We start from the raw sequence: 17,549 nt of genomic DNA, 5'->3' as shown, positions 1-17,549 counted from the left end.
TCCCGCCTTGGCCAGAGGTTCCCGATGCTCGACAAGTCCCCCTTTTCCACGATCTCGACGCTGCTCGACGAACGGGTCGAGGGCCGCTCTCTGCCCGCCGGGCTTTATACGCGCGAGGACGTGTTCCAGGCAGACATGGACGTGTTCTTCCGCAAGCACTGGATCTACGTCGGCCCGGAATGCGACGTGCCTGAACCCGGCGACGCGACGGTGATCGACATCGCCGGGTCGAGCCTTATCATGCTGCGCGACGACGACGGCGAGGTCCGGGTCTTCCACAACGTCTGCCGCCACCGGGGCGCGCGTATCTTGGACGCGGGCACGACGGTCGTATCGAAGCTCGTCTGCCCCTATCACCAGTGGACCTACGAGTTGACGGGCGAGCTGGCCTATGCCCCCCACATGGGCAAGGACTTCGACAAGACCTGCAACAGCCTCAAGCCCGTGAACTTCCGCAACATCGGCGGGCTGATCCATGTCTGCCTGTCCGACAACCCGCCCGCCGACATCGCCGCGCTTGAGGCCGTGGGGCGTGAACGCCTGCTGCCCTATGACCTGAAGAACACCCGCGTCGCCCACCAGACCGATCTCATCGAGAACGGCAACTGGAAGCTGACGATGGAGAACAACCGAGAGTGCTATCACTGCTCGGCCAACCATCCCGAGCTTTGCGTGTCCTTCATCGATCTCGACTTCGGCTTCGACCCGGAAAGCCTCTCGCCCGAGGACCGCGAGACCGCCGCCCGGCACGAGGCGATGTATGCCGCCAAGTCCGCCGAGTGGGAGGCGCAGGGCCATCCTTCCGCCGCCATCGAGCAGCTGACGAACTGCGCCACGAACTTCCGCACCCAGCGGTTGATCATCTCGGGCGCAGGCGAGTCGCAGACGCCTGATGCTACGGCGGCGGTATCCAAGCTGCTGGGAATCGGCCGCAAGGACTTGGGCGACATGCACCTTTGGGGGCACAACAGCTGGCACCATTTCATGGGCGACCACATCATCACCGCGATGGTGATCCCGCTCGGTCCCGACAGGACGATTCTGCGGATGAAGTGGCTGGTCCACAAGGACGCGGTCGAGGGCGTGGACTATGACTTCGACAAGCTGACCAGCGTCTGGATCGCCACCAACGAACAGGACGGCGCGCTGGTGGAACGCTCGCACGCGGGCGTGTCGGACCCGGCCTATGTGCCGGGGGTCTATTCGCCCTTCACCGAGACCCAGCTGAACTGGTTCGCGGGCTGGTATGTGGACCGGATGCGCGCGCATGGCTACTGAGACCTTGGCGCCCGTGTCCGGCTGGTGGGACCCCGAGACCGACGACCAGCTGCGCTGCGTCGCGGTCCATCAGGAAACCCATGACGTCCGCAGCTTCACCTTCGTCTCGCCCGCCGGAAAGCAGTTCCGCTTCGGCGCGGGGCAGTATTTCCTGTTCGACCTGCCCATAGGCGACGCGGTGGAAAGCCGCTGCTACAGCATCTCCTCGCCCCCAACCCGGCCAGGCAGCTTCACCATCACGGTCAAGCGCGTGGCAGGCGGCGTGGTGTCGAACTGGCTGCATGACAACCTCACGCCCGGAGCCTCCGTGCGGGCGCAAGGCCCGCGCGGGACCTTCCTGCGGCCGGTGGCAGAGACGCGGAAATACCTGTTCCTGTCGGGCGGGTCCGGGATCACGCCGGTCATGTCGATGCTGCGCGAGATTGCGGATACCGCGGAGGTCGCGGATGTGGTGTTCCTGCACGCGGGCCGGACGCCGCAAGACTTCGTCTTCCGCGATGAGCTTGCATTGCTGGCAGGCCGGATCAAGGGGCTGCGGCTGTTCTTGCTGCCTGAGACGGCTGGGGCCGAACTCTCCTGGCCCGGCCTTACTGGCCGCATCTCGGCGGAACTGATGGCCTTGGCCGTTCCCGACATGTCCGAGCGGATGGTGATGTGCTGCGGGCCCGCGCCCTTCATGGCGGCCGCACGGTCCATCGCCGCGAGCCTCGGAGTGCCGCCGGGCCGGTATCTGGAGGAAAGCTTCGACACGGCGGTGCTGGAGTCTCCCGCGCTCGAGGTCACGCCCTGGACCACGAGCTTCAAGGTCCAGTTCGCCAAGCAGAACCGCACCATCGAGGTCGGGGCCGAACAGACGGTCCTGTCCTGCGCCAAGAAGGAGGGCATCCGCATTCCGTCCTCCTGCGCCAACGGCATTTGCGGCACCTGCAAGTCGCGGCTGGTCAGCGGTAGCGTGGACATGAAGCACGGCGGCGGCATCCGCCAGCGCGAGATCGACGCGGGCATGTTCCTGCCCTGCTGCTCGCGCCCGCTCAGCGATCTGGTGATCGAGCGCTGAAAGGCCGCCCGTCAGGAGCGGCCTTCCCTTGAAAGTATGATCCACCGGCCTGCCTTTCAGGGCAGGCCGTTTTCTCAGCTGCCCCCTGCCGCAACGGCGACGGCGCGGGTCATCGGAACCAGCCCGACGGCGCGGCCAGCCTGATCGAGAACCGTCAGCCGGTCCACGCCTTCGGCCGACATCATGCGGATCGCCTCGCCCAAGTTGGCGCGGCCGGGGATCGCTGGCCCCTGCGCCTCGGCCGTCAGCGGCTGCATCACGGATGCGACCTGCACCACCTTGGCGCGGTCCACGTGCTGGACGAAGCTCGACACGTAGTCGTCGGCGGGCTGCAGCACCATCTCCTGCCCCGTGCCCTCCTGAATGATGGACCCGTCGCGCAGCAGCGCGATCCGGTCGCCGATCCGCAGCGCCTCGTCGAAGTCGTGGGTGATGAAGATGATGGTCTTGCGGAACTCCTTCTGCAGGTCCAGCAGCACCGTCTGCATGTCATAGCGGATCAGCGGGTCGAGCGCCGAATAGGCCTCGTCCATCAGCAGAATGGGCGCGTCGTTGGCAAGTGCCCGCGCCAGACCCACGCGCTGCTGCATCCCGCCGGAAAGCTGGCTGGGATAGCGGGACTCGTAGCCTGCCAAGCCCACCCGCTCGATCCAGTTCATCGCGGCACGGTGGCGCTGGGCTTGCGCCACGCCCTGCACCTCCAACCCGTAGGCCACGTTGTCCAGCACGGTGCGATGCGGCAGCAGTGCGAATTTCTGGAAGACCATTGCCGTCTTGTGGCGGCGGAATTCGCGCAACTCGGCCGGCGACATCGCCACCACGTCCTGCCCGTCGATCACGATCTCGCCCGCCGTGGGCTCGATCAGCCGGTTGATGTGGCGGATCAGGGTGGACTTGCCCGAGCCCGACAGGCCCATGATGACTTGTATCGTGCCCGGCTCAACCGAGATGTTGATGTCGCGCAGGCCCAGCACGTGACGGTGCTTCTGATTCAGTTCGGTCTTGGTCATGCCGCGCCGGACGGCATCGACATAGTCCAGCGGACGGGCGCCGAAAATCTTGTAGAGATTGCGGATCTCGATCCCGATCGGCTCAGACATCCATGCCTCCACGGTGTTTCTGCAACCGGCGGCCGAAGGCCTGGCTTATGCGGTCGAAGATGATGGCGATGCCTACGATGGCGAAGCCGTTGAAGAGGCCCAGCGTGAAATACTGGTTGGAAATCGCCCGCAGCACAGGCTGCCCCAGCCCCTGCACCCCGATCATTGAGGCGATGACGACCATCGCCAGCGCCATCATAATGGTCTGGTTGACGCCTGCCATGATCGTCGGCAGCGCCAGCGGAAGCTGCACGTTCCACAGCTTCTGCCAGGCGGAGGAGCCAAAGGCGTCGGCAGCCTCGATCACCTCGCGGTCGACCTCGCGCACGCCCAAGTTCGTCAGCCGCACGATGGGCGGCAGCGCATAGACGACGACGGCGATCATGCCCGCGACGCGGCCGATCCCCAGCAGCATGACGACCGGGATCAGGTAGACGAAGCTGGGCATGGTCTGCATCACGTCCAGCACCGGGTTCATGCCCGACTGCACCCGGTTCGACCGCGCCATGAGGATGCCCAGCGGTATGCCGATGCAGATGGCGACCAGCGTGCAGACGAGGATCATCGCGATCGTCCGCATTGTGTCTTCCCACATCCCGAAATACCCGATGGCGGCAAGGGTCAGGACGCTGGCCGCCATCAGCCGGACGCTGCGGCTGCCGGCCCAAGCCAGCGCGCCCACGATCAGCAGCACCAGCAGCCAAGGCATCCCCAGCATCAGCCGCTCGGCCTGGATCAGCATTTGCCGAAGCGGATCGAAGAATCCCTCGATCATCGCGCCATAGCTGCGCGTGAACTCGCGGAAATTGTCGTCGATGAAGCGCTTGAGGTTGCGCAGGGTTTCCTCGTTCATCTGGGGAAACCGGTTCATCCAGTCCAGCATGCCCTTACCTGCCTTGGTGCTGCGGGTCGGATCACATGGGCCGCGGGCCGATCGGCCCGCGGCGCCGGCGGTTCACGAGGTCAAAGCGCCGCCTTGATCTTCTCGGCGGCCTCGGGCGTCACCCACTTCTCCCACAGTTCGGGCTGGGTGCGCAGGAACTCGCGCGCGCCATCCTCGCCGGTGGCCTGGTTGTCGGTCATCCAGGCCATCAGCTTGTTGACCGTGTCGTTCGTCCAAGACCGCGTGTTGAGATAGTCCATGACGCCCTGCGGCGCGCGGCCGGCGAAATCGGCGGAAATCAGGGTGTAGACCACGTCGGATTTCCAGTCGTTCGGCTCCGGGTCGGGGCAGTCCGCCTTCGACGTGCAGCGTTCCCATTCCGCGTCGTCCAGCGGCACGCCATGCTGCAGGCGGACCATCTCATACTTGCCCAGCAGGGCGGTCGGTTCCCAGTAGAAGGCGACGATGGGCTGCTGGTTCTCGTAGGCCCGCGCGATGGCGCCGTCGAGGCCCGCGGCCGAGCCGGTGTCGATCAGGTTCCAGCCCAAGTCCGACGCCCCATAGGCCTTGAACATCTGGGTGGTGACGATGGTGCCGCCCCAGCCTTCCTGGCCGTTGTAGATCGCCCCCTTCGACGGGTCCTCGGGGTCGGGGAACATCTCGGGATGTTTCAGCAGTTCCGGGATCGTCAGGATCTCGGGGTGAGCATCGGCGATGTATTTCGGGATGAACCAGCCCTGCTGGCCGCCATCGCTCAGCGAGTTGGCGCCATAGACGATCTTGCCATCCGTCTTGCCCTGCTCGACGAGGTCGGGCAACAGGTTGACCCAGGCCTCCGGCACCACCTCGGGGCGGCCGCGCTCGATCAGCGAGGTGATCGAGGGAACGGTGTCGCCCGCCACGATCTCGGCGTTGCAGCCGTATCCGTTGTTCAGGATGAACTGGTCCAAGGCCGCCAGCACCTCGGCGCTCTGCCAGTTCATGTTCGACAGCGACAGGTCGCCGCATTCCTCCTGTGCCAGCGCGGGGGCGCCGGCCAGCGCGGCGCCGAGTGCCGTCAGGGTCAGGATCTTCCGCATTCTTTCCTCCCGTCCGGAGCCTTGGTGACGACCTGCCGACGGCTCCGGGGCACCGGCAGGCTGCGCGGCGGCGGCCTCAGCCGGTGCCACGTTTCACTTGGACCGGCTGCCCGTCGTCGCCGATCCGGTAGCCGAAGGGCGCGCTAAAGCGCGCCATCTCGCTAGCCGTGGCGTCGGTGCCGGTGTAGATGCGGACATACGTCGGGACACGCCTGATCCGGGTTCCCACCGACTCGTTTCTCTGCATCGAGATATAGCCGATCTGGGCAAGGTAGATCGTCTGGGTCCGCACGTCGGTTTCGGACTCGTTGTAGCCGAAGCGGCGAAGCATCGACCGGAGCGCCTCCATCCGCGCCTCGTCGGCGCGCTCCACCCGCTTCATGGTATCATCGGACTGCAAGGCCCAGCTGCGGATCGCGAATTCGAAGCGGGGGTCGAACTGCTCGCCCTTGATGAAGCAGGCGAGCAGGTTCAGCGCCGCCTCGGCCGGGGTTTCCGCATAAGCCTCGGCCGCGGCGATGAAGCCGCGGGTGTTGGTCTGCTCCCACCTGTCCAGCAGCGCTTCCAGCAGTTCCTCGCGGGTCTGGAAGAACCAGTAGAAGCTGGTGCGCGACAGGTTCAGCCGGTCGGACAGCACTTGGATGCGCACGCTGTCCACGCCGCCCTCGACCAGCGCCTGATAGGCGGCCTCGAGCCACAGCTCGCGCGAGCCGCGTTCCTTCAGGCGTTTTGCAGGGGGCAGAGTGGTGTTCATGAGTCGGATGATAGCGCCGGATGCTCGTCTGACAACGAAAATTGTTCAGACACGAACATCGAATGTTCGGCACAATCGATTTTCTTGACAGGTATGAACAGTGGTCCCACTCTGCTGTCGATACCCCTCCCGAGAGCGCGCCATGTCGAACGATCCGCTGCTTCAGCCCTTCACCCTCAAGCACCTGACGCTGAAGAATCGCCTGCTGCTGACCTCGCATGAGCCGGCCTATGGCGAGGACGGGCTGCCCAAGGACCGCTATCGCGCCTATCACGTTGAACGGGCCAGGGGCGGGGTTGCGCTAACAATGACCGCGGGCTCGGCCGTGGTTGGGCCGGACAGCCCGCCGGCCTTCGGGAACCTGCTGCTTTACAAGGACGAGGTCGTGCCGTGGATGCGGCAGCTGGTGGACGAGTGCCACGACCACGGCGCCGCGGTGATGATCCAGGTCACGCACATGGGCCGCCGGACCCGCTGGGACCGGGGCGACTGGCTGCCAGTCGTGGGGCCGTCCCACGAACGCGAGGCCGCGCATCGCGCCTTCCCGAAGCGGATCGAGGACTGGGACATCGCCCGCATCACCGCCCAGTTCGCCGATGCCGCCGAGCGGATGAAGGAAGCGGGTGTGGACGGGATCGAGTTGCAGGCCTACGGCCAGTTGCTCGCGCAGTTCTGGACCCCCACAATCAACGACCTCGACCCGCCCTATGGCGGCAGTCTCGACAACCGGCTGCGCTTCACCGTCGAGGTGCTGGACGCGGTGCGAAACCGCGTGGGCCCCGATTTCATCGTGGGCATGCGGGTTGTTCCGGATGAGCAAATGCCGGGCGGCGTCACCAGGGAGGAAGGCGCCGAGATTGCTCGCCGCTTGAAGGGCAGCGGCAAGGTCGATTTCCTGAACATCGTGCGCGGGCATATCGACACCGACGCCGGGCTGACCGACCTGATCCCGATCCAGGGGATGCCCTCGGCTCCGCATCTGGACTTCGCCGGGGAAATCCGGGCGTCGTCGCAGATGCCCACCTTTCATGCGGCGCGCATTCAGGACGTCGCCACCGCCCGCCATGCCGTCGCGAGCGGACTGCTGGACATGGTCGGCATGACCCGCGCTCATATCGCCGACCCGCATATCGTCAGGAAGCTGATGTCGGGACAGGAGGACCGCATCCGCCCCTGCGTCGGCGCGAACTACTGCCTCGACCGCATCTACCAGGGGGGCATGGCGCTGTGCATCCACAACGCCGCCTCGGGGCGCGAGGAAACGATGCCCCATGCGGTCCCGCCCAGCCCGCAGCCGCGCCGGGTGACGGTCGTGGGCGCGGGTCCCGCGGGGCTGGAGGCCGCCCGCGTCGCCGCCGAGCGTGGGCACAGCGTCACCGTCTTCGAGGCCGCCGACCAGCCCGGCGGGCAGGTCCGCCTGGCCGCCCTGCAGCCCCGCCGGCGCGAGATGGAGCAGATCGTGTCCTGGCGCATGGCCGAATGCGAACGGCTGGGCGTGACCTTCCGCTTCAACACCTTCGCGGACGAGGCGGACGTGCTGGACACCGCCCCCGACGTGGTGATCGTCGCCACCGGGGGCCTGCCCCATACCGAGGTGCTGACGCAGGGCAACGAACTCGTGGTCTCTGCCTGGGACATCCTGTCGGGCGACGTGAAGCCCGGCGCCAATGTGCTGGTCTATGACGACGCGGGCGACCATGCCGCCCTGCAGGCCGCGCAGGCCATCGCCGAGACGGGGGCCGAGGTCGAGGTGGTCACGCCCGACCGCACCTTCTCGCCCGAGATCATGGCCATGAACCTCGTCCCCTACATGCGCGCGCTGCAGAAGGGAAAGACGACCTTCACCGTCACCTGGCGCCTGCAGGAGGTCCGGCGCGAGGGCAACCTTCTCCGCGCCACGCTGGGCAGCGACTATGGCGATTTCCGGCGCGAGCGGATCGTCGATCAGGTGGTGGTCAACCACGGCACCCGGCCCTTGGACGAGCTGTATTTCGACCTCAAGCCGCAGTCGTCGAACGGGGGCGAGGTCGATTACGACGCCCTGATCGCGGGCGCCCCGCAGCGGGTCGCGCGCAACCCGTCGGGCCGCTTCCAGCTGTTCCGCATCGGCGACGCGGTCGCTGCCCGCAACACGCACGCCGCGATCTATGACGCGCTGCGCCTGGTGAAGGATCTCTGACCATGGCATTTCCCGAACATGCGAAGGTCGTCATCATCGGCCTGGGCGGCATTGTCGGCGCCTCGGTCGCCCATCACCTGATCGCGCGCGGCTGGGACGACATCGTCGGCATTGACAAGTCGGGCATCCCGACCGACATCGGCTCGACCGCCCACGCCTCGGATTTCTGCTTCACCACCAGCCATGATTTCCTGAGCACCTGGACCACGCTCTATTCCGTCGATTTCTTCGACAAGATGGGCCATTACGCCAGGGTCGGCGGGATCGAGGTCGCGCGGAAGGGCGACAACGCCCGCATGAACGAGCTGAAGCGCAAGGTCGCCTCGGGCAAGGCCTTCGGCACCCGCGCCCGGATGATCTCACCCGCCGAGGTCAAGGAACGCTTTCCGCTGATCGAGGAAGACGTGATCCAAGGGGCCATGTGGGACCCGGACGCGGGGCTGGTCATTCCCCGCTCGCAGACCGTGGCGGGCAAGCTGGTCGATGAGGGCGTGGCCTCGGGCAAGCTGCGGGCCTACGCCAACACGCCCGCGACCGCGCTGGTGATCGAGGGCGGGCGCATCCGCGGCGTCGTCACGCCCCGCGGCACCATCCGCGCCGACCTGGTGATCGTCTGCGCCGGTCTCTGGGGGCGGCTGATCGCCGAGATGGCGGGCGAGGACCTGCCGGTCTTCCCGGTGGACCACCCGTTGACCTTCTTCGGCCCCTTCACGGAATTCGAGGGCACCGGCAAGGACATCGGCTATCCGCTGCTGCGCGACCAGGGCAACTCGGCCTACATGCGCGACACGGGCGATCCGACGACCGCCGAGGGCGGACAGATCGAATGGGGCTATTACTACGATTCGGTGCCCCGCCTCTGCCACCCGCGCGACATCCTGGAAAAGGAGTTCACGCGCCTTTCCCCTTCGCAGCGCGACCTCGACATCGAGGACCTGATGGAGCCGCTGGAGCGCGCCATCGAGCTGACCCCGATCCTGGGCGAGCTGGGCTATAACGAGGGCCATTCCTTCAACGGGCTGCTGCAGTCCACGACCGACGGGCTGCCCTCGGTCGGCGAAAGCCGCAAGGTGCGGGGGTTGTGGTATTCGGTGGCCGTCTGGGTCAAGGACGCCCCCGCCATCGGCAAGCTGCTGGCCGACTGGATCACCGATGGCCGGACCCATATCGACCACGCCAGCATCGACTATGCCCGCTTCAACCCCCACCAGCTTGAGGCGGACTACATCGCCGCCCGCTGCACCCAGACGGCGGCGGCGATCTATACCCCGCCGGTCCACCCGCGCGAGCCCTTCGAGGGCGGACGCGACATCCGCCGTTCCCCCTTTTACCAGCGCGAGGTGGAACTCGACGGCCACTTCATGGAACTCGGCGGCTGGGAACGCGCCCATGGCTATGCCGCGAACGAGCATCTGCTGGAGAAGCATGGCGACCGCGTGCCCCTGCGCGAACACGAATGGGACAACCGCCATTTCTGGCGCGTCTCGAACGCCGAGCATCTGGAGATGAGCGAGAGCTGCGGCATCATCAACCTGTCGCATTTCCACATCACCGACATCTCGGGGCCGGATCACCTCGCGTTGCTGGAATGGCTCTGCGCCGCGCGGATCGGGGGCGATGCGAATGTTGGCAAGGGCATCTACACCCATTTCCTTGATGACCAAGGGAATGTGCGCGCCGATCTTACGATCCTGCGCTTCGCCGACCGCTGCCTTCTGGTCAACGGGGCGGATGCAGGTCCACGCGACCTGACCTACATGCGCCGGGTGGCGCAGGATCGCGGGCTGGACGTCACCCTGATCGACGCGTCCGAGGACCGCATCACCATCGGCTTCTGGGGCCCGGAGGCCCGCGCGAGGCTGCAGAAGGTGGTCGAAGACCCGGTCGCGCTGGAACCCGACGCCTTCCCCTTCGCCGCCATCCGCCTGATCCGCATCGCGGGGCGCGAGGTCACGGCCTTCCGCATCTCCTATGTCGGGGAACAGGGGTGGGAGCTGCACATGGCCTATGAGGACGGGCTGGCCGTATGGGACGTCCTGCGCTCGACCGGTGCCATCGCGGTCGGGATCGAGACCTACGCGAACTCGCGCCGGATGGAGAAAAGCCTGCGCCTGCAGAACGCCGACCTGCGGACGGAATACAACCTGTTCGAAGCGGGGCTCGCACGGCCCAAGGTCAAGGAGGCCGATTTCCGCGGCAAGGCGAAGCATCTCGAATATGCCGCGCGGGAGCACCAGCCGGCGATGCTCTGCACGCTTGTGATGACCGACAACATCGACAGCAACGGCATCGCCCGCTATCCCGTCGGCATCCTGCCGGTGCTGGACCCAGAGAGCGGCGAGACGCTGGTCGATGAGCTTGGCCGGCGCTCTTGGACGAGTTCCATCGCCTATGGCCCGACGGTCGGCCGGAACATCGCCCTTGCCTACCTGCCCCGCTCCCACGCCCGGGAAGGCCGCAGGCTGGCGGTCGATTACATGGGCGAGACCTTCCCGTTCGAGGTGGCCGCTGTCGGATACAAGGCGCTCTATGATCCCGAAAATGAAAAGCCGCGAAGTTGAACCTCCATATCGCCGGTGATCCAGATCGCTGGAAATGGCGAACTTCGGTCCTGAACTGCAGCGTCTAGACCGCGGTGCGTTGATCCGCCGGGACATTGGGCCACCGACCCACGCGCTCCTGCTGCGGCGATTTCTCGGGCCGAGAACCATTGCTTTTTCTTTGTGAAGGACGCTGACGTTGCTCTGGCTCTCGCATTCGCCCTGCCTTTGCTCCGCGGATCTAGAATCCAGACCCATTGATCTTCAAAGCCAGAACACGACGGTTGCGGCGAGAGCGACGGCAGAGAAGCAGGTTTCCGGGCAGCGGTCGTATCGGGTTGCGAAATATGAGGAGGATCAGGAAACAGTCTGGGAGACTGTTTCCCCGACGATTGGCCAGTCCTTGAGCCGCCCGAACATGATCTCGATCCGGTTGCGCCGCTTGTAACGCCGTTTGTCGTATTTCACGGTCGTCTTTCGGGACTTCCGACCGGGGATGCAGACCTTTATCCCCTTGTCATTCAAGGCTTCTCTCAGCCAGTTTGCATCATAGCCCCGATCTGCCAGCAGCCAGTTGGCCTCAGGCAGGCTCCCCAGTAGCGCCGCCGCACCGGTGTAGTCGCTCACCTGTCCGGCCGACATGAGGAAACGGATCGGCCGGCCCTTGGCGTCGATGACGGCGTGCAGCTTGGTGTTCATGCCCCCTTTGGTGCGCCCGATCTGGCGTCCGCGCCCCTTTTTTGGCGCGCAGGCTGGAAGCCGTGCGGTGCGCCTTCAGATGGGTTGCATTGATCATGATTGTCTTGTTCGCGTTACCTTCCGCGGCCAGGCCCATCATGATCCGGGCGAACACCCCGTTGTCGCTCCAGCGCTTCCAACGGTTGTAGAGCGTCTTCGCCGGAGCGTATTCCCTGGGTGCGTCACACCATCGCAAGCCATTGCGGTTGACGAAGATGATGCCGCTGAGCACGCGCCGGTCATCGACCCGAGGCTTGCCATGGCTCTTCGGAAATAAAGGCTTCAAGCGCTCCATCTGCGCCTCCGACAGCCAAAAAAGGTTGCTCATGGATCAGGTCTCTTTGCGGAGGCTGAATCATGTCGAGCGCTCAGAAACAATGGGGCTGGAGCCTAGGTTCAGACTTCATTACTCCCCTTGCGGCCAGACCTTACCCCTGCGCCGCCAAGCGGAGATTGCGCACGGACACGGGCTTCTCGGCCCGGGGCACGGCGGCGTAGGCAGACGGGATGGCCGCAGCCTCGTAGCCGGTGGCAAAGACAAAGGGGACGCCCAGCTCGCGCAGCCGGTCGGCCACGGGCCAGGCCATCTCGCCTTGCAGGTTGATGTCGAGGAACGCCATGGAGGGCGGGGGATCGTTTGCCAGCAACAGGAGCGCCCGTGCGACGGAGGGTGCCGGCCCCAGCACCTCGGCGCCCTCGCGCTCGAGCTGGTCACGCAGGTCCGCGGCCAGCATGTATTCGTCCTCCACGACGAGGACGCGCCGGCCCCGAAGCGAGTATGAGACCCCAAGCGGGCTTGCTGAGTTCGTGTCAGGCAATGCCGTCCTCCACGCCCGAGCGGCCCACGCCTTCACGTCGAGGAAAGCGGCAGGGTAATCGTGCAACGCGCACCTTCGGGCGTGAGTTCATAGGACGTCTCGGCGCCCAGCTGGTAGGGCAGCGCCTGTTCGATAAGCTCGCGCCCGTAGCCGCGCCGGCGGGGGGGCCTGCCGTCGATGGTCCCTTCGCCCGCTGTGCCGTCGGGCATCGCCACCTCCACGCCGCTTTCGCGCCAGTCGACCCGCAGCTGGGGCTTGTCATCCGGACCGGGAACCAGGTGCCACGAGATGTCGAGCCGCCCGTCAGGCTGCGACAGGGCGCCATACTTCAGGGCGTTGGTGGCCAGTTCATGCAGCCCCAAGGCCAGCGTCTGGACTTGGGAGGAGCGCAGCCGCAGTCCCTTGGGTCCTTGCAGGTTGACCTGGAGCCCGTGGTCGTGGCCGTCGATCACCCCATGGCCCTTGAGTTCGGTGCGGATCAGTTCGTCGAAGGTGATGCGGTCGCCTTCATTCAGGCGGGAGAGAAGCCCGTTCACCCGCGCCAGCGCTTCCAGCCGGTCACGGATGCGGTTCTGGAAGTCCTCGAGCGAGGTCGAGCCTGCCAGCGTCTTGTTGGTTATGCTCTGCACTACCCCCATCAGGTTGCGGGTGCGATGCTGAAGCTCGTGAACCAGCACCTGAAGCCGCTCGGCCGTGGCCTGCTCCTCGGTGGCATCATGGCCCACGCCGCCGATGCGGGTGACGTGCCCTGCCGCGTCATGGATCGGGAAGTCGGTGTTGCGCAGCAGCCGGATCTCGCCATCCGAGGGGCGCGTGATGCGATACTCGAAGGTGACCCGCTCTCCTTGGCGTGCCTTCTCGATCTCGGCCCGCGCGCGCTCGCGGTCGTGGGGCACGATCATGTCGAGCCAGTTGTGCATCGTGTCCCCGTGCAGTGCTTCTTCACGGGAAAGGCCGTAGATGCACTCGAAGGCGGGGCTCAGATAGGTCCAGTCGAGCGTTTCGGCGTCCCTGATCCAGAGGACGTCCGAGGAGGCCTCGCCAAAGGCCCGCAGCCGCTCCTCGCTTTCGCGCAGCGCGGCCTCCGCCCGCTTGCGGACGGTGATGTCGTCGAAGAGCGCAGCGAGCACGTTGCCACCATTCCCGGCAACCCGCCAGTAATGTGTTTCGTACCAGCGGTCGGTCGAGGCAACGTACTGCTCTTCGCGGTGGGCCTCGCCGGTATCGGCCACATGAGACCATGTCTTGATCCACTCCTGGCTGACGGAGCCGACAAAGAGCTCCGACGCCCTTGTGCCGGGGACAAAGGCAACGCCCGCCTGCCGCTCCCAGGCCTGGTTTGCCGCAAGGAAGATGACGTCAACGACGCGTCCGACCTCGTCGCGCACCGCTTCCATGACCGTGAAGCCTTCGCTCATCGTTTCAAACAGCCTGCGGTACTTCTTCTCGCTCTCGCGCAGCGCCGCCTCGACGCGGGCGCGCACGAGATCGGCCCAGAGCCGCTCGGCGACTTCCTGCGCCAGCGCGACATCCGCGTCTGTCCAGTGGCGTGCGACGTGCTGGTGAACAGAGAGGTTCACCGCCAGCCTGCCGCCGACAATCAGGGGAATGCTGAGCAGCGCCGCCACGCCAAGCTCGGCAATGGCGGTGAGATCGGGGCGAGCAAGCGCCGGATCTCGTGTGTCCTCGATCCGCACCGTCCGGCCGGCGCGAAGGTCGTCGAGAATCGGACCCTCGTAATCCTCCAGCCGCATCACCTCCGGGAAGGGCTGGGCGCCATCGGCGAACCACCCGTGGAAGATGTCGGCCACGCCCCTCGCCTCGTCGAACTCGGCGAACATGATCCGCGAGGCGCCGAGGTGCTCGCCCAGCAGGCGGGCCGCGACCTCGATCATATCCTGCGGGCTGGTCTGGGCGCGCAGGGCATCACCCAGGCCAAGCAGGAATACGTGCCGCTCCTCGCTCGCACGCATGATCTGCTCCGCGCGTTTCGCGGCATCAATGTCCATGATGATCGAGACGGCGCCAGCAACCTGGCCCTGCGTGTCGAGAAGCGGCACCGAGGCGACGTTGGTCCAGATCTGGTCGCCGCCGTCGTCGGTATAAAGGAACTCGATGCCCGGCAGGCAGGGTTCGCCCCGCAACGCCCGTGCCCCCGGATAGTTGTGGGGCTCAACGGCGTGACCCTCCGTGTCCCAGGCCTGCCAGCGCCAGCCGCGATCCGGGTCGCGCGACGGGATGCGCCGGCCCGGGGTGAAGCGGTCCCAGGCGGGGTTGGACAGGATCACCCCCCCGTCGGTGCTCAGGAGCGCCAGTCCTACGGGCACGACCTCCAGCATGGCGGACTGCAGCCGTTGGCTCCTGGCAAGCTGCTCGGAAAGCTCGCGATAGCCTGCCTCGCTCTCGCGCAGCCGCGCCTCGGTCGTCCTGCGGTTCTGCTCGGCCTGCACCTGGTCCGTGACATCGCGGACAGTGGCCAGGATGCCCTGCACCTCGCCCGCCTCGTTCCGCACGGGCGTGTAGGTGAGGTCGAACCAGGCCTCCTGCCGGGGCACGTCGGGCGCGGCGAAGCGGAGGTGCCGGTCGCGCGTCCTTGCCTCCTCGCCGGTCCAGGCCCGCTCGAACAGCGGCGCCCACCCCTCCCGCACGTCGGCCCAGACCTCGTGGGCCGAGCGGCCGAGCGCCGCCGGATGGCGTTCTCCGATGCTGCGGGCATAGGCGTCGTTGTAGATCATGACCGCATCGCGGCCCCACAGCAGACACATGACCTCGCCCGAGCCGAGCATCAGGTCCACGAGTGTCCTGAGGCTGCCGAGCCAGCGTTCGACCGGTCCGGGGGAGGTGGTCGCCCAGTCGTGCTGCCGGATAAGCTGGGCCATCTCACCTGAGCCACGAGGCCACTCTGAAGCGGGGTCATGCGCAGTCATCAACCAGACCTCCAGCAGGCGAGGGGTCAAGACTACCGAACCAGGGGAGAAGCGTGATGTTCCCGGTCGGCGGCCACTTCTTGAGACATCCTATCACGACGAGGTCTCCTCATGAGCAACCTGTTCTGGCTGAGCATGGCGCAGATGCAGCGCCTCAGCCCATTCGTCCCGCGTGCCCATGGCAAACCCCGCGTGGACGACCGGCGCGTGGCTCGAGCGGCATCATCTTCGTCAACCGCAATGGCCTGCGCTGGCGGGACGCGTCTTCGGCCTACGGCTCGCACAAGAGCCTCTGCACGCGATGGTACCGGTGGAGCCGCAAGGGGTGGTTCGCGCGAATGCTCCTGGCTCTCGCTCAGCCGGGACAGGACCGTGACGTTCTGATGCTCGACACCACCTTCCTGAAGGCCCGCCGGACGGCGGCGAGCCTTCGCACCCGCATGGGTCTGAAGGCTGGCCGCCACATGATCGGGCGCAGCAAGGGAGGCCTCATGCCCAAGCTCCATGTCGTGGCGGATGGGAAAGGACGGCCCCTTCAGATGTTTCTGAGCGCAGGCCACCGCAGCGACTGTATGGGCGCACTGGCTCTGCTCTCATGCCTACCCTCAGCCAAGGTGCTGATCGCCGACAGGGGCTATGATGCGGACTGGCTTCGCGCGGCCCTGGCCGATTGCGGCATCGCGGCCTGAATCCAGGACGGCGGCCGACGGACGGCGCTTCAGCACGACTCAGGTCTCTACCGCAAGCGGCACCGGATCGAGAACAGGTTCGCCCGCCTGAAGGACTGGCGCCGTGTAGCTAGCTAATACGACCGCTGTGCCGACCTCTACCTGTCGGTCACTGCCTTCTGCCACGGTCTTGTTCCGGCTATGAAGAATGAAGTCTGATCGTAAGAAAACTAGGGCAGACCATAAGAATCTGAGCAGATGGCCACAGTTGAACGGCCTTTTATCCGAAGTGAAAGTCCTTCGGTAGAAGCGGCGGCGGAGGCTCGCGCCCGAGATGCGAAGCGAGGGCAATCTCGGCCGCGCGGCAGATGGCATCGAGCGGGAGCGCGTTGATGTTATCCCCGAATGGCTGGCTCAGCTCCTCGGACACCTCCGCAAGGCCCAGGAATACGTAGGCCACGATGCACACGAAGAGGGGCGTGAGCCAGCCCGCCGGCCCCACGAGCGCGAGGGGGAGGAGAAGGCAGTAGAGGTAGGTCGTCCGGTAGATGAGGAGCGAGTAGACATAAGGTAGCGGCGTGCTGGCGATCCGCTCGCAGCCAGCCTGCTGGAGCGCGAGGCTCGCGAGCCTCGCGCTCAGGGTTCGGGCCCCGAAGCCGTCGAGAACACCGTCTCTGTGCGCCTGCGCCACAAGGGTCCCCAGCGGTCGAGCGCGGCGTCGGATGGATGGCCTGCGGCCAAGACCGCGCCAGCCCGGGCCTGCAGATCGGGACCAAGGACCTGCCCTCGCAGGCTGGCGCGGTGAACAGGGAGGAAGACGAGCGCTCCCTCCAACAACTCCAACCGCAGAGTCTCATTGCGCATGAACACTTCCGATTCTCTGGCGAGCGACCGCAGGTCCGCCAAGTGCCCACCCCTAAGCCGACGCGCCTCCCACCAGCGATCATAGGCGGCGTTGTTGCGGAAGCCCAAGAACAGCGACAGCGCGATCCCGAGGACGGTGAAAGGGGCTGAGTCGACTACAGGTAAAGGCTGCCAGGCTCGCTCCACAGCGACGAAGAGTGCTGCCAGTGCCGTCAGCGACAGAAGGGGATAAGCGATGTGCGGCAACACTGAACCGCGCATTGTGAAGACGAGATCCCACAAACTGGGCTTGGTGCGGACAATCATATGGCGATGCCTTGGCTCAAGCAGGCTGGAAAGCCTCGAATTACCTTGATGTTAGACGGCTCGATCAGGAAATCGTCCGATAGTCGGACCACTTAACCTTCTTTCCGTGTTATTCAGGGAAGGGAGGATCAGGGCATGGGACGCACATCCACCACGGCGGAGCCGCAGAAGCGTGACGCGGGCACGAAGCTGGCGCAGCAGCGTCTGAGCGTGCTGGAACTGGCAAAGGAACTGGGGAACGTCGCCGAGGCCTGTCGGCAGCGCGGCCTGGATCGGACCAGCTTTTACGAATGGAAGCGGCGGTTCCAGACGCAGGGCTTCGAGGGGCTGAAGGACCTGCCACCGATCCACAAGAGCC

13 protein-coding genes and 2 pseudogenes are annotated in these 17,549 nt (G+C 65.9%); 6 read left to right on the top strand and 9 right to left on the bottom strand.

Annotated elements, in window-relative coordinates; all coding sequences use genetic code 11:
- Positions 1-24 precede the first annotated feature (24 nt).
- Positions 25-1,278, top strand: a complete 1,254-nt coding sequence (locus tag BLQ03_RS15375) for an aromatic ring-hydroxylating oxygenase subunit alpha (protein WP_090757211.1) — start codon at positions 25-27, stop codon at positions 1,276-1,278.
- Positions 1,268-2,335, top strand: coding sequence for an FAD-binding oxidoreductase (locus BLQ03_RS15370; RefSeq protein WP_090757210.1), 1,068 nt, complete (start codon positions 1,268-1,270; stop codon positions 2,333-2,335). The genes BLQ03_RS15375 and BLQ03_RS15370 overlap by 11 nt, the downstream gene beginning before the upstream one ends.
- A 74-nt stretch (positions 2,336-2,409) precedes the next feature.
- Here BLQ03_RS15370 and BLQ03_RS15365 read toward each other — a convergent pair whose 3' ends face one another.
- The 4 genes from BLQ03_RS15365 to BLQ03_RS15350 all read right to left on the bottom strand — a co-directional run bounded on the left by BLQ03_RS15365 (position 2,410) and on the right by BLQ03_RS15350 (position 6,151).
- The gene (locus tag BLQ03_RS15365) at positions 2,410-3,435 is read right to left on the bottom strand and encodes a quaternary amine ABC transporter ATP-binding protein (protein WP_090757209.1); all 1,026 of its coding nucleotides are present in this window, start codon (positions 3,433-3,435) and stop codon (positions 2,410-2,412) included.
- On the bottom strand, positions 3,428-4,318 hold the full coding sequence (locus BLQ03_RS15360) for an ABC transporter permease (RefSeq protein WP_217629778.1): 891 nt from the start codon (positions 4,316-4,318) through the stop codon (positions 3,428-3,430). The genes BLQ03_RS15365 and BLQ03_RS15360 overlap by 8 nt, the downstream gene beginning before the upstream one ends.
- Positions 4,319-4,398: 80 nt before the next feature.
- Positions 4,399-5,397, bottom strand: coding sequence for a glycine betaine ABC transporter substrate-binding protein (locus BLQ03_RS15355; RefSeq protein ID WP_090757208.1), 999 nt, complete (start codon positions 5,395-5,397; stop codon positions 4,399-4,401).
- Positions 5,398-5,473: 76 nt separating this feature from the next.
- A complete protein-coding gene (locus tag BLQ03_RS15350) occupies positions 5,474-6,151 on the bottom strand; it encodes a TetR/AcrR family transcriptional regulator (RefSeq protein ID WP_090757207.1) in 678 nt (225 codons plus the stop codon).
- A gap of 142 nt (positions 6,152-6,293) precedes the next feature.
- Between BLQ03_RS15350 and BLQ03_RS15345 the strand changes: the two genes are divergently transcribed.
- Together BLQ03_RS15345 and BLQ03_RS15340 are read left to right on the top strand one after the other, a co-directional pair.
- Complete coding sequence (locus BLQ03_RS15345) at positions 6,294-8,330, top strand: NADH:flavin oxidoreductase (protein ID WP_090757206.1); 2,037 nt, start codon at positions 6,294-6,296, stop codon at positions 8,328-8,330.
- 2 nt (positions 8,331-8,332) lie between these two features.
- Entirely contained in the window at positions 8,333-10,891 is a 2,559-nt protein-coding gene (locus BLQ03_RS15340; RefSeq protein WP_090757205.1) for a GcvT family protein, read from the top strand.
- A 243-nt stretch (positions 10,892-11,134) separates the two neighbouring features.
- On the opposite strand, the pseudogene BLQ03_RS15335 reads toward BLQ03_RS15340, so the two are convergent.
- The 3 genes and pseudogenes from BLQ03_RS15335 to BLQ03_RS15325 form a co-directional block, all read right to left on the bottom strand.
- A pseudogene (locus tag BLQ03_RS15335) lies at positions 11,135-11,936 on the bottom strand (IS5 family transposase).
- A gap of 100 nt (positions 11,937-12,036) precedes the next feature.
- Positions 12,037-12,426, bottom strand: a complete 390-nt coding sequence (locus BLQ03_RS15330; protein ID WP_245688957.1) for a response regulator — start codon at positions 12,424-12,426, stop codon at positions 12,037-12,039.
- Positions 12,427-12,458: 32 nt separating this feature from the next.
- A complete protein-coding gene (locus BLQ03_RS15325; RefSeq protein WP_175558907.1) occupies positions 12,459-15,305 on the bottom strand; it encodes a PAS domain S-box protein in 2,847 nt (948 codons plus the stop codon).
- A 159-nt stretch (positions 15,306-15,464) separates the two neighbouring features.
- On the opposite strand from BLQ03_RS15325, the pseudogene BLQ03_RS15320 reads away from it, so the two are divergent.
- A pseudogene (locus BLQ03_RS15320) lies at positions 15,465-16,226 on the top strand (IS5 family transposase).
- A gap of 75 nt (positions 16,227-16,301) precedes the next feature.
- Here the strand turns inward: BLQ03_RS15320 and BLQ03_RS19055 are convergent.
- Both BLQ03_RS19055 and BLQ03_RS19050 read right to left on the bottom strand, forming a co-directional pair.
- Entirely contained in the window at positions 16,302-16,712 is a 411-nt protein-coding gene (locus BLQ03_RS19055) for a bestrophin family protein (protein ID WP_281201015.1), read from the bottom strand.
- On the bottom strand, positions 16,658-17,191 hold the full coding sequence (locus tag BLQ03_RS19050) for a bestrophin family protein (RefSeq protein WP_281201014.1): 534 nt from the start codon (positions 17,189-17,191) through the stop codon (positions 16,658-16,660). Before BLQ03_RS19050 ends, BLQ03_RS19055 begins: the two co-directional genes overlap by 55 nt.
- 135 nt (positions 17,192-17,326) lie before the next feature.
- On the opposite strand from BLQ03_RS19050, the gene BLQ03_RS15310 reads away from it, so the two are divergent.
- Positions 17,327-17,549 (top strand): helix-turn-helix domain-containing protein (locus BLQ03_RS15310; RefSeq protein ID WP_139166770.1); only part of this gene is annotated, 223 nt, incomplete at its 3' end.

Origin of the sequence: Paracoccus chinensis (assembly GCF_900102885.1) — a bacterium.
GTDB classification, from domain to species: Bacteria; Pseudomonadota; Alphaproteobacteria; order Rhodobacterales; family Rhodobacteraceae; genus Paracoccus; species Paracoccus chinensis.
Note: the sequence above shows the minus strand (reverse complement) of the source record. Positions and strands in the feature narration are given on the sequence as shown.

What these genes read in the sequence shown, in the direction of transcription:
- BLQ03_RS15360 (WP_217629778.1), bottom strand. Translation starts at nt 4,318, where the DNA reads ATGCTGGACTGGATGAACCGGTTTCCCCAGATGAACGAGGAAACCCTG.
- BLQ03_RS15375 (WP_090757211.1), top strand. Translation starts at nt 25, where the DNA reads ATGCTCGACAAGTCCCCCTTTTCCACGATCTCGACGCTGCTCGACGAA.
- BLQ03_RS15345 (WP_090757206.1), top strand. Translation starts at nt 6,294, where the DNA reads ATGTCGAACGATCCGCTGCTTCAGCCCTTCACCCTCAAGCACCTGACG.
- BLQ03_RS15370 (WP_090757210.1), top strand. Translation starts at nt 1,268, where the DNA reads ATGGCTACTGAGACCTTGGCGCCCGTGTCCGGCTGGTGGGACCCCGAG.
- BLQ03_RS15365 (WP_090757209.1), bottom strand. Translation starts at nt 3,435, where the DNA reads ATGTCTGAGCCGATCGGGATCGAGATCCGCAATCTCTACAAGATTTTC.
- BLQ03_RS15350 (WP_090757207.1), bottom strand. Translation starts at nt 6,151, where the DNA reads ATGAACACCACTCTGCCCCCTGCAAAACGCCTGAAGGAACGCGGCTCG.
- BLQ03_RS15325 (WP_175558907.1), bottom strand. Translation starts at nt 15,305, where the DNA reads ATGGCCCAGCTTATCCGGCAGCACGACTGGGCGACCACCTCCCCCGGA.
- BLQ03_RS15340 (WP_090757205.1), top strand. Translation starts at nt 8,333, where the DNA reads ATGGCATTTCCCGAACATGCGAAGGTCGTCATCATCGGCCTGGGCGGC.
- BLQ03_RS15355 (WP_090757208.1), bottom strand. Translation starts at nt 5,397, where the DNA reads ATGCGGAAGATCCTGACCCTGACGGCACTCGGCGCCGCGCTGGCCGGC.
- BLQ03_RS19050 (WP_281201014.1), bottom strand. Translation starts at nt 17,191, where the DNA reads ATGATTGTCCGCACCAAGCCCAGTTTGTGGGATCTCGTCTTCACAATG.